The sequence below is a fragment of the Aquitalea aquatilis genome, assembly GCF_005155025.1.
GTDB classification, from domain to species: Bacteria; Pseudomonadota; Gammaproteobacteria; order Burkholderiales; family Chromobacteriaceae; genus Aquitalea; species Aquitalea aquatilis.
In genome coordinates this window covers 3,773,535-3,785,976 of the sequence record NZ_CP039731.1, presented here as the reverse complement: position 1 = coordinate 3,785,976, position 12,442 = coordinate 3,773,535, and the positions used below count along the sequence as shown (strand labels likewise).

6 protein-coding genes are annotated in these 12,442 nt (G+C 51.2%); 3 read left to right on the top strand and 3 right to left on the bottom strand.

Annotated features, from left to right (window positions below):
* Window positions 1–46 precede the first annotated feature (46 nt).
* The 3 genes from FAZ30_RS17660 (at window position 47) to FAZ30_RS17650 (ending at window position 10,530) form a co-directional block, all read left to right on the top strand.
* Window positions 47–658, top strand: coding sequence for a hypothetical protein (locus FAZ30_RS17660; protein WP_137009938.1), 612 nt, complete (start codon window positions 47–49; stop codon window positions 656–658).
* Window positions 659–707: 49 nt separating this feature from the next.
* Window positions 708–8,984, top strand: coding sequence for a calcium-binding protein (locus FAZ30_RS20840; RefSeq protein ID WP_137009937.1), 8,277 nt, complete (start codon window positions 708–710; stop codon window positions 8,982–8,984).
* A gap of 82 nt (window positions 8,985–9,066) precedes the next feature.
* A complete protein-coding gene (locus FAZ30_RS17650; RefSeq protein ID WP_137009936.1) occupies window positions 9,067–10,530 on the top strand; it encodes a TolC family protein in 1,464 nt (487 codons plus the stop codon).
* 73 nt (window positions 10,531–10,603) lie between these two features.
* On the opposite strand, the gene FAZ30_RS17645 is transcribed toward FAZ30_RS17650, so the two are convergent.
* From FAZ30_RS17645 to FAZ30_RS17635, 3 genes are all read right to left on the bottom strand, one after another.
* The gene (locus FAZ30_RS17645) at window positions 10,604–10,828 is read right to left on the bottom strand and encodes a hypothetical protein (RefSeq protein ID WP_137009935.1); all 225 of its coding nucleotides are present in this window, start codon (window positions 10,826–10,828) and stop codon (window positions 10,604–10,606) included.
* Window positions 10,829–10,926: 98 nt separating this feature from the next.
* A complete protein-coding gene (locus FAZ30_RS17640) occupies window positions 10,927–11,235 on the bottom strand; it encodes an H-NS histone family protein (protein ID WP_137009934.1) in 309 nt (102 codons plus the stop codon).
* Window positions 11,236–11,306: 71 nt separating this feature from the next.
* The gene (locus tag FAZ30_RS17635; protein ID WP_137009933.1) at window positions 11,307–12,404 is read right to left on the bottom strand and encodes a YagK/YfjJ domain-containing protein; all 1,098 of its coding nucleotides are present in this window, start codon (window positions 12,402–12,404) and stop codon (window positions 11,307–11,309) included.
* Window positions 12,405–12,442 lie beyond the last annotated feature (38 nt).

Sequence of the window (12,442 nt, the reverse complement as noted above, 5' to 3'; positions counted from 1 at the left end):
AGGGTGCTGAAGTTTTTAATGACTCGTTTTGTTGAGTGGATAAATCATGCAAAGAATATGGCAGTGGTTGTTGGCGGATAAGATACGTGGTGCATTGGTGTTCATTGCATTGCTTGTTTGTTGTTTGGTTATCAGGGCATGGTGGCCGGTTAGCTGGAAGGAAGAGGTGCAACTGGAGTCCGGGAAAATCATTTCGGTCAGAAATTTTAACTGGATAAATGGAGTTGGCCCTTGGGGCGAGGGCGGTGGGGAAGTAATGGAGTGGGTGTTAATGGTGAATGGTGCTGCAGTAGAGCATACCCCGCCCATTTGGATACAGCCTTATGTGCCAATTCTGATAGATCGCTACCCGGATGGTAGATGGTTTATTGTGGCGACTGCTTATACCTGTGAGCGTATGTTAGCGCTGGGTAAACCTTATCAACCCTATACCCAGTTTATTGAAAAGGATGGTAAATGGCAACAGGTGAAGTTGGATGCCAGATTGGTGGGGAGGCTAACTAATTTGGGGCCGGGTATTAGAAATGACACGATGGATGATTTGACATTGCGAGATAAGAAAATAGCTAGAATAAAAGGAGATGGTCGAATTTTTATTCAGTATTTAAAAGTAGCAACTATGGCGGAGTTGCTCGTGGAAAGTGGTGGGTGTCGGTGAGGTTGTGGTTGTCTATGTTAATTGCACATATTGAATAGAGGGTAATGAGATGAGTACTATTTCTGATGCTGTATATGCTCAATTGGCTAATTCTGTTTATCGTAGAACGCCTGCAAACAAAACCACAGTTCCTTTGGGGTGGAATGTTCTGGATAGTGTTGGTGATGGTGGGTGGCTATCGGATGTGGTTAATCTAGGATTTTCTTATGGTGTTTTCTCTAGTGGCAATGATATTGTTATTGCCTACACGGGGACGAATGAGGGCAAAGCGCTAGATTTTTTGTCTGGAAATATACCAGCAGGAGCCGGGGAGTATTCATCTCAGGTTTTGGATGCGATGTTGGTGTACGAGAAGGTTCGGAAGGAGCACCCCACTGCTAATATTACCTTTACGGGGCACTCGCTGGGTGGAGGTTTGGCATCGCTGATGGGAGTTTTCTTCAATAAATCAGCTGTTATTTTTGATCCTGCACCATTCGCCCCGACTGCCGCAAATTTGAAAACGGTTTCTATCTATGCAGCAAATTTATTGGCGCGTGGCTATGTTGATTCTGCATTGAATGATTATATTTTGCATCCATTCGATTCGTATGATGCGCGTGTTGGTGCTATTCGGTCGTATTCGGTTTCGGGTGAGGCATTGTTTTACCTCAGGGCTACCACTTTATGGGATGGTGCCCCATTCAAGAATGTGGTTTTTGGTAATGAAACTATTATTGATGTTGGTAAGCAAACCATGTTGGATGGTGCATTCAGTTCGCCGTTGGATTCTGCACGGGTGAACTTGCACTCTATGACACTACTTGCTGCGATGATTGCGTCGCCAGCCTTTGCTCAGGCTATTAGAGGTAATAAATTCTCACTTGAAGTTTTGTTTGATGAAATGTATTACGCAAGGGATCCGCAAAATTCTAATGAAAAAGATATTTTAAGTAAATTATATATTAAGCAAATGGATGGTAGTGATTTCCCCTTGCTTGAAAGATTCGCTGTGGAGTTGGGTAAAATTGCCGGGAGTGCAGGTGTTGCTGGTGGGGATGATGTTAAAAAGGCTTTGACGCTAGCGGTAGTTGAATATTTTAACTATAAGGACCCTGCGGCAACCGCCGCTGGTTTTTTTGAGCAGTCTGGCGGAGGCGTGTCGTTCAAGTACAGTACGATTGGTGCAAAAACATACAAGTCATTGCCTATGCTGGCCGATGCGGTTAAAAAGTATGTGGTAGAAAGTACTACCAATGTGTATTCAGATTTGATTGCCAAAGATGGCTGGTTTATTCAGCAGGGAGGTGGCGGTTTGTCTGGTACTTCCGTTGGAAAGAGTAATGATGCTGTAGTTGGCGGAATATCTTCAGATATTTTTGATGCTGGAGATGGGAATGACATTCTGTTTGGGATGGATGGTGATGACCTCTTGGCAGGGGGGGCAGGTGATGACAAAATTTTCGGTGGTAATGGCCAGGATGTTCTACTGGGGGGCGATGGGCGTGATCTTCTTGTTGGGGGAGTCGGGCGCGATACATTAAAAGGTGGGGGGGGCTTTGATTCGTATATTACCGACATGCAAGATTATATTCTTGATGATGATGGAAAAGGTGAGGTCTATTTCAAGAAAAATGAGCTTATTGCTAGCAAGTCGTTATTGACTGGTGGTGTGCACCAAAAAGACGATCCAGCTGGCGTCTATAAGAGTAAGGATGGTCGATTTACTTACGTATTAGTGGGTAACAAGCTCACCGTTAACAACGGCCTAGTGATTGATAAGTATAAAAACCATGACCTGGGTATTCATCTGCTGGAAGAAGACCCGCCATTGCCTCCGGGGCCGAATATGGGCAAGGCAGAGCCCATTACTTCTCCCATTGTGATTGATCTGGATGGTGATGGTGTCGAAACCGTCGGTATTGGTGCGCATTACTTCGATCACAACAAGGATGGCTTGCAAGAGCAAACCGCCTGGGTGGGGGCGGATGATGGCCTGCTGGTGCGTGATCTGAACGGTGATGGCCAGATCAATAATGGTGGAGAGTTGTTTGGCAGTAATACGCTGGCCGCGGATGGTTCGGCTGCTGCCAACGGTTTCCGGGCTCTTGCGTCTTTTGACGACAATGGCGATGGCAAGATTGATGCAGCAGACAAGATTTTTGCCGATCTGCATATCTGGCGTGATGCCAATGGAGATGGTGTGACCGATGACGGTGAGTTATTGACGCTGGCCCAGGCTGGCATCAAGGCCATCAATACCGCGTACACCGACACCAATAGCGTTGATGCCAATGGCAATACCCTGGGGCAGACCGGCTCGGTTATCCGTAATGACGGATCCAGCGCGGCGGCGGTGGATGTCTGGTTCAAGACCAATAATCAGAACCGTATCGACAGCACACCGGATGAAATCGATATGGATCTTTATCAGTTGCCTGATGCCATCGGCTTTGGCCAGGTGCATGACTTGCGTACCGCCATGGCAGGTGATGCCACACTGCGCAAGATGGTTGAAAATTACATCGCCAATCCGGCATCCAATCCACTCGATAATATCATTTATCGTTGGACCGGTTCTGAAGGCGTAGACCCCAATAGCCGTGACTCCAGTAATGGTTATGGCCATGTGATGGATGCGCGCCAACTGGTTACGCTGGAGCATCTGTCTGGCCGGGGATATCTGGGCACCTGGTGCTGGGGGACGCGTGACCCTAACCCGCACGGCAAGGCAGCTCCCGTGCTTATTGCCGAGTATGAAAAATTCAAAAAATTCTTCCAGGCTGAGTTGCTGGCACAAACGGTCTATGCCGGAAAGCTGGATTTTATCAATAGTGCCTTTTCTTCTGCTTCTCAGGGGATGGCAATTGATTTCCCTGCCATGCAGGCAGCGCTTACTGCAATGGACCCGAATGATCCGATCAAGGCGGGCATTCTATCCGTATTACATGATTTATCCTTGTATAACCCACAGTTGGAGCAGCAACTGCTTGATATCGTTGCCGAGTTGGGTACGGATGCCGACGATACTATTATTGGACGCGATCGAAACGATGTCATTCAAGGACATAAAGGTAATGACTTGCTGTTCGGCGCTGCAGGTAATGACACCTACCAATTTCAAATTGGCGATGGGCAAGACCGTATTTACGATAGTTCCGGTCAGGATGTACTGGTTTTCCTCAGCGCGGACATAACACCTGATCGGCTGCGTCTGACACGAGATGCAACGACAGTTTGGATCAATATCCAGGATGCCAACGGCCGCGATACCGGCGACCGTATTCAGATTGATAGCTTCTTTGATTTTGATGGCAATGTTGCGGAAGGATTGATTGAATCCATCCGCTTTGCCGATGGCAGTAGCTGGAGTTATGGGGACCTTGTCAACAGGCTGATCAGTGCGAGTACGCCAGGTGATGACCAGTTGTATGGCACGCCGCTTGATGATCGTATCAACGGACTGAGCGGCAACGACAAGCTGTACGGCTATGCCGGCAATGATGTGCTGGATGGTGGCAAGGGCAATGATTTTCTCACTGGCGATGCCGGCAACGATACCCTGATCGGTGGTGAGGGGGATGATTTGCTGGTGGGCGGGAAAGGGCAGGATACCTACCTGTTCTCGGCTGGCCATGGCAAAGACACCATCCGCAACTATGACAATAACGAAGGTTCGATCGACATCATCCGTTTTGATGCATCCATTGCATCCTCGGCGGTCACGCTTGAACGTGTTGGCGATAATCTGCTGATTCATAGCTCTGCGACGGATGTCATCACGGTTGAACGCTATTTCGATGGTGATGGACAAACCGGCTATGCCGTAGACCGTATCGAGTTTGCTGATGGCAAGGTGTGGCTGGTCAAGGATGTACTGGTTTCCATGCAGCGTGCCACTGAGGGTAATGATTATATTGGTGGTTATGTCATTGATGACGTGATTGATGGCCTGGGCGGTGATGACATCATTGATGGCATGGGTGGCAACGATATCCTGCATGGTGGTAATGGCAACGATACGCTTAGCGGTGGTGACGGAAACGACATGCTGTATGGCGATGCCGGAGATGACCACCTGTCTGGCGGCTATGGCAACGATGTACTGCAAGGCGCTGTTGGCAACGATGTGCTGGATGGTGGTGATGGTCAGGACTCTCTGGATGGCGGCGACGGGGATGACTGGCTAGTTGGTGGCAATGGTGCCGATATCCTGCGTGGTGGGAGTGGTCGCGATTCTCTGAATGGCGATAACGGTAATGACATTCTGCAGGGTGGGACGGGCGATGACACCTTGTCTGGCGATGCCGGCGCCGACACCTATGTTTTTGCTCGTGGCGATGGCAAAGACTATGTGATGGATGACTATCAGGACCTGACTACCGTCGCCCTCATCGATTTGTCGGTCAGTGAGGTGACCTTCCGGCGGCATAACAATGATCTGGTACTCAGCTTTAGCAGCAGCCCGGAAGACCGCATTACCCTGGGTGGTTTCTTCTGGGAGGACATGCCACGCAATGTCATCCAGATGATGGAAGGTAATACGGTTACGACCCTGGATGCCGTGGCAATTGTTGCCGCCACCCAGCGCCCATCAGCCGCTGACGATGTGATTGAAGGCTCGGCCAAGGCTGATGTGTTGTCTGGCGCTGCAGGCAACGACACGCTGTGGGGGATGGATGGCAATGACACCCTGAATGGCGGTGTGGGTAATGACAGCCTGTTGGGCGGCACAGGAGATGACCGTTATGTATTTGTGGCTGGCGATGGCAGCGATACCGTCATGGATGTGGCAGGTAATGACACTATCGTGTTGTCCTCCCTCACTGCCAAAACGGCCATTCTGCGCCGGGATGGTGATGACCTGGTTATCAGCAATACCGTGACGGCAGACCAGATTCGCGTCCAGCAACATTTCTACACCGAGTATGACAAGAGCCATCCCCTGGCGATTGATACGATTGTTCTGGGTGATGGCACCAGCTGGGATCTGGAGGCCATCCGGCTGCAGGTGTTGCAGGGTAGCGATGGTGATGACGTGATTTTCGGCCACCCCGAAAATGATGTGATCCATGGTGGCAAGGGGAATGACAAACTGAATGGTTTGATCGGAGATGACACCATCTATGGCGAGGCAGGTGATGATGTCATCGAAGACCGCCTGGGGCGCAATGCGCTGTATGGTGGTGATGGCAACGATACGCTGATCGGTAGCGGTTTGCTGGATGGCGGCGCAGGCAACGACATTTTGAAGGGAAATGTCGACTTGTCTGCTCCGGATACATTGGTTGGTGGGCTGGGTGATGATACTTACTACATCGATAGCCTGAATGACGTTGTTGTCGAGGCGGCCAATGAGGGAATCGATACCATCTACACCACGTCCTGGCTTACCCGTATGGCGGACAATGTCGAGATCCTGCGCATGGCCGAAGACGGGGGCATGCAGGAAGCGGTCGGCAATGCGCAGGACAACACCATGTACGGCAATGTCAGTGACAACCGCCTGGATGGTGGTGCCGGTGCTGATACCCTGATTGGTGGCGCCGGCAACGATACTTACGTCATTGATAATCTGCAGGATGTGGTCGTGGAGCTTGCGGATGAGGGCCGCGATACCATCGAAACCGGCAGCTTCAGTTATACCCTGCAGGACAACGTCGAAAATCTGACACTCACCGGCTCGGCAAACCTGGATGGTACAGGCAACGCGGCCAATAACATCCTGACTGGTAACGATGGCAATAATCGTCTGGATGGTGGTCTTGGACAGGACACCCTGTACGGCGGCCGGGGTAACGATACTTTTGTGGTCGACTCGGAAGGTGATCAGGTGATTGAGTCGATGTCTGAGGGTATCGATACCATCGAACGCAGTTACGACACGCTGTATGTGCTGGAGCGTAATGTCGAGAACCTTGTCCTCAAAGGCAATGTGATTCACGGTAATGGCAATGAGCTGGATAACGTCATCACCGGCAATGCCGCCGATAACAGCCTGTTGGGCCTGACGGGTAATGACACGCTGATTGGTGGTGCAGGCAATGATGCGCTGTTCGGCGGTGAGGGGCAGGACACATTGATTGGCGGTAGCGGTGACGACTACTACGAAATTGATGATGTCGGCGATGTGATCGTGGAGCAGGAGGGCGAGGGGGATGATTTTGTCCGCTCCTCGGTCAGTTGGACGCTTGGTGCCAATGTCGAGCGGCTGGCTCTGGACGGTACGGCAAATCTGAATGCGACAGGCAATGCACTGGCCAATGGCCTGTGGGGGAATGATGGCGATAATGTCCTCGCTGGCGGCACGGGCAACGACTATCTGTCAGGCGGACTGGGCAATGACATCTATGTGTTTAACAAGGGTGATGGCCAGGACACTATCGATAATACCGATGTAAGCAGCGCCAGTGACACCCTGCGACTTGGCGCAGGGATTGCCGAAGCCGATGTGCTGGCTTTCCAGTCTGGCAACAATATGTTCTTGAAGCTCAAGAACTCGACAGACCAGATTGGTTTCCTGGACTATTACGCCGCCAATACCACGCTTAATGGGCAGGCCGCTGATCACAAGATTGATCGCATCGAGTTTGCCAATGGCGTGGTTTGGGACCAGGCAAAAATCCAGAGCGTGGTGGATCGGGCCAATAACAACCATGCGCCAGTACTTAATAGCGGTCTGCCTACCTTGCAAGCCAAGGCCGGCGCTGTCTTCAGTTATGTGGTACCCGTCAACACGATTACCGACCCGGATGTCTGGGATTCGATCACCTACAGCGTCAAGATGCAGGACGGTTCGCCACTGCCATCGTGGCTGAGTTTTGATGCCAGCACGCGCACCCTGTCGGGGACGCCTGGTACTGCCAATGTCGGCAGCCTGAAGTTTGTGCTGTGGGGGACCGATAATTACAACTACTCCACCGGGGTATACGTCAACATGACCATCGGCGCAGCCAATCGAGCCCCGGTGCTGTCGGCGGCCTTGCCGGATCAAACAGCAGGTGAAGGGCTAGCCTTCACCTACACGGTGGCGAGTAATGCGTTTACCGATCCGGATAGTGGTGACACGCTGAGCTATGGCGCGACGCTCGCGGACGGCAAGGCTTTGCCTTCCTGGCTCACTTTCAATGCCAGCACCCGCCAATTCAGCGGGACACCACCCGTCGGTGCTTCTGGAACCGTCAGTGTCATGGTGACCGCTCGTGATAGCGGCAATCTGACGGCTTCCGATGTGTTCGATCTGGTCGTGTCGGTGAAGAACCTTACCCTGACTGGTACTTCCGGTGTTGATACGCTAAATGGCGGGGCCGGTAACGATACCCTGAGTGGACTGGCAGGTAACGACATCCTGAATGGTGGAGCTGGTAACGACACGCTGGATGGCGGGGCAGGGAATGACACCATGAATGGTGGCCTGGGTAACGATACCTATGTGGTGGATAGCACTGCCGATGTCATCAATGAGAATGCCAGCGAGGGGACGGATACCGTACAAAGTTCGGTCAGCTACACCTTGGGCAATAATCTTGAAAACCTCACCCTGACCGGTACAGCAGCCATCAATGGCACCGGTAATGCGCTGGATAATGTGTTGATTGGAAATTCGGCTATCAATACGCTGACTGGCGGTGCGGGCAACGACCGGCTGGACGGCGGTACCGGTGCCGACACCTTGCTCGGCGGTACCGGTGATGACCTGTATATCGTGGATAATACGGGAGACAAGATCACCGAAAATGCCAATGAAGGGACGGATACGGTGCAAAGTTCGGTGACTTGGACGCTGGGTAATAATCTGGAGAACCTGACGCTGACCGGCACGACCGCCATTAATGGCACGGGTAATAGCCTTGCCAATGTGCTGATTGGCAATGCCGGCAGCAATATACTGGATGGCGGTGCCGGCAATGACGATCTGTGGGGTGGCGCTGGCAGTGACACGCTGAAAGGTGGCCTGGGTAATGATATTTACCGTCTCAAACGTGGTGATGGTGCCGACATCATCCAGGATCAGGACAGTACGGCAGGTAATACCGACCAGCTGATTTTGGGGTCTGATGTCCGCTACGACCAGCTCTGGTTCCAGAAGAGCAGCAACGATCTGGTGGTAACCATTATCGGTAGCAGTGACAAGGTGACCATTCAGAACTGGTATCTGGCTGGCAGTGGGACGAATAATCAGGTAGAGCAGATTCGTTCCGGAGATGGCAAGTTGCTGTTGAACAGCCAGGTGCAGAATCTGGTCAGTGCAATGGCTTCTTTCAGCCCGCCCGCCGCAGGCCAGACCAGCTTGCCTAGCAACTACAGCAGTTCCTTGCAGCCGACTCTGGCTGCCAATTGGAAATAAGCCTTAACACTCAGGATATCCCCCGGTCTTAGCCGGGGGATATATCACTGTTTACATTCCTATTGATGAACTGTCTCGTGTCATGAAATCAAGCTTTGTTGTGATCTCCCGAATTGTGAGTACCCGCAGGAAAATATGGCCAGTTTTATTCAGCGGATTGCTGTTGTGCCCCTCTATCTGTCACGCCTGGGACCCTTATCCGCAAGATCCGTTAAGGGTGATGCCCGCACTTGTTGCGCCTCCACTTTCAGGTGGCGGCCCGTGTCCGATTCTGACTGAGCAGACGCAGATTGATCTGGCCACCGCAGTGGATCAGGCTTTGTGCCATAACCCGCAAAGCCAAAGTGCCTGGGCCGGCATTCGAGCCCAGGCCATGCAAGTGGGTGTGGCTGAGTCAGCCTACTTGCCCACAATCAGTGCCAGCATCCAGGGCGTGCGTAATCGGGCGCGTACCACCACGCCTCAGTACCCGCGTCTTGGTACTGATATTGCCAATACTTACCATGTCGATACCGCCACGCTGAATTGGCTGCTCTACGACTTTGGTTCTCGCGCCGCGGCCCTGGACAATGCCCGTTTGTTGCTGCAGGCCGCGCAGGGGCAGTACGACCAAGCCTTGCTGAAGATTTTTGCCAATACCGCTCGTGACTACTATCAGGCCGTAGCAGCACAGTCTGCTTTGGCTGCAGCAGTGGAGAATGAGCAGACGGCCCAGCAAACACTAAAGGCCGCCTCCGGCCGGGTGGCTGGCGGCGTCTCGGCCATTACCGATCAACTACAGGCACAAACTGCCTATACCCAAGCGATGATCAGTCGTATCAAAGCGGAAGGAGAGCAGCATAATGCGCTGGGTGTATTGGCGCTGGACATGGGCTTGCCAGTCAACCAACTACGTAAGGTAGTTGCCTTGCAAAGTACAGCTGCGAACCTCGACCAAGTAGGAGAAGCTGTCAGTGTGCTGTTGGGTGAGGCCCAGCGTGAGCATCCTACTCTGAAAGCAGCACGGCTACAGCGGGATGCTGCCAGAGCCCGGGTGGATCAGGTCAGGGCAGAGGGGCGACCCAGTATCAATCTGGTGGCACGTGCCAGTCACAACACCCAGCCGGAAAGCCTGGGCGTAGGTTTGTCGACTACCCCGGCACGTTCGCAGGATCGTTATCTCGGCATTGAGCTTAATGTGCCGATTTTTGAAGGATTTGGACGGACTTACAAGATCCGTAATGCAGAAGCGGAAGTTGATCTACAGGAGGCACGCTTGGCAGATGCCGAGCAGCAGGTAGCAAGAGATGTATGGACTAGCCATGAAGCCTTGCGGACCAGTGGCCTGAATGTCGCTGCCACGGCGGAATTGTTGCGGCATGCAGAGGCGGCATTTACCGCCAGCCAGAAACGCTATCGAACCGGTGTGGCCGACATCATGGAGCTGATGAATGTGCAAACTGCCTTGGCAACTGCACGTCAGCAGCGGATCCAGTCTATTGCCGATTGGCATACGGCTAAATATCAGCTTGCGAGTGCATTGGGGAAATTGACACCGGTTAATTAGGTACAGGCGACCCCTTCCGGGATGTCTACGCCTTGGCGGGGGGCGAAAAATGATCGATAACTCTTCACATGTACTAGTGCAAATTATGTGTCTCAGTCGCTGCTGGTACTGAAGAACTCACTTCTGGCTTGGCTTTCTTTCTATGCTCAATGAGCACTCGACCAAGGCGTTCAAACGCTTCAAATAGCTCATGGGTCATTTCGCAATTGGTGCATTGATAGCCTACGATGATGTCGGATGTGAATGGCTTGGGTCTTGGTCTGAATCGGGTGATGAACCGTTTGATGAACGTAAACATGGCGATATCCTTGGACTGTATGGTCTACATAGGATAAGCACCATGAATTAAAAAAAGCGCTACCTTATGGAGCGCTTTTTTACTGGTATTCAGTGCGATCAGATTGCCAGATCTTCCAGGCTAAAACCTTCATCCAGCAGTGCCTGTACCCATACCGGCTTGCGACCACGACCAGTCCAGGTCTGGGACTCATCATTCGGGTTCTTGTACTTGGCTTCTACCGGCTTACGTACAGTAGCAGTGGCCTTGCTCAGTACGTCATCCAGGCTAAGACCATGTAGCTTAACCAGCTCCAGGATCTGTTTCTTGGCTTCCGCTTTTTCAGCAGCTTGTTGCTGCTCGATAGCAGTAGCAATTTTAGCATGCAGGTCTTGCAGTTCAGCAAAGCTCAGTTCAGACAGATTCATTTTTGTCTCCATGGTAAGTATGCTCTGCATTTCAGCAGGCGCTATCCATTAAGTCAAGAAAACTTAGATATTTAACGGATTAATTTGTGTTTCAATTGGCCTGAGCAGCCAAATGTTCTGATGTTTTGTGCTGCAAGTCCCATTGCAGCCCCGTCTAGGGCTATAGCAGCTGCGATCTCGGTGTCTTCCTTGGCCAGGTAGGGCAAAACACGCTCAAGCAAGTAGCGGCGTTTCTGTGAGCTTCTAAGATCTATCCTGCCTAATCCACAATACTGATATTTGGCCTTGTCCCGATTGCAGTTGTAATAGCTACCTTTCCCATGCGTAATCGTCTTGATCCAGTATTGACCGATCTGATCGGCATAGTAGCAATCATTCTGGACCTTGTTGCCATCGAAGATAAAAACGCAGTGTGCATGGTAGTTACATTCTTCCGCGTATTCGATTGACCATACCCACCCTAAGCAGTGTTGAAAGATATTTGGCTTATGGCGATGATTCTTCCATAAAGCATGCACAGCCTGATGGAATGTAAAAATGCTACTGGTCTTTTGATACGGCTCCTTCAAAGATAAATCGACACGAACAACAAGTACGCGTGGATAGCCTGCTGGCTCACAGGACTGAATAAAACGCTTTGCTGTTGCGTAATGATCGCTTTGCATTGCACGCCATACAGCAACCTGTTTTTGAATGCTAGGAGCCGATGCTTCACGTTGATACTCTGCAATTGCTTGATTGAGTTGCTCAGCAACGACTTTACCATCAGCAAGTACCCTGCCAAGCTCCATAGAGCGGCATTCAAGCGCGTCAAGCTTAGTAGTAATTAACTCCACAAAAGGGTGAATAAAAACGTCAGGAAATGCATTGGTAAAGTAGTGTGACCTAGGTGTGCTGATCAGCCTGCTAGCATAGTCTATATCGTCAGGGTTAGTGGTTGTGACAGTAGCTAACGACTTTCCTTTGTTACTAATGGCAAGAATGGGTAAGTCTGCTTTAAAAAGCCATTCAGCGAGTTCAATTGTTCTACGGTATGCCAGAATGTGGCTGGCAATAGTAGGACCAGTGTGTTGCTGTAGAAGAGGGTGGTTGATTCTGCTTAAGATTAGCTCTTCCTGTGCTCCTGGTGACAGAGTGTAATTGTCTCTATTGATTGTGGACTTATTCATCGCTTACACCCTTGGATTGGTTTGTTACTTCCTAATCA

What these genes read in the sequence shown, in the direction of transcription:
- FAZ30_RS17635 (WP_137009933.1), bottom strand. Translation starts at nt 12,404, where the DNA reads ATGAATAAGTCCACAATCAATAGAGACAATTACACTCTGTCACCAGGA.
- FAZ30_RS17645 (WP_137009935.1), bottom strand. Translation starts at nt 10,828, where the DNA reads ATGTTTACGTTCATCAAACGGTTCATCACCCGATTCAGACCAAGACCC.
- FAZ30_RS17640 (WP_137009934.1), bottom strand. Translation starts at nt 11,235, where the DNA reads ATGAATCTGTCTGAACTGAGCTTTGCTGAACTGCAAGACCTGCATGCT.
- FAZ30_RS20840 (WP_137009937.1), top strand. Translation starts at nt 708, where the DNA reads ATGAGTACTATTTCTGATGCTGTATATGCTCAATTGGCTAATTCTGTT.
- FAZ30_RS17660 (WP_137009938.1), top strand. Translation starts at nt 47, where the DNA reads ATGCAAAGAATATGGCAGTGGTTGTTGGCGGATAAGATACGTGGTGCA.
- FAZ30_RS17650 (WP_137009936.1), top strand. Translation starts at nt 9,067, where the DNA reads ATGAAATCAAGCTTTGTTGTGATCTCCCGAATTGTGAGTACCCGCAGG.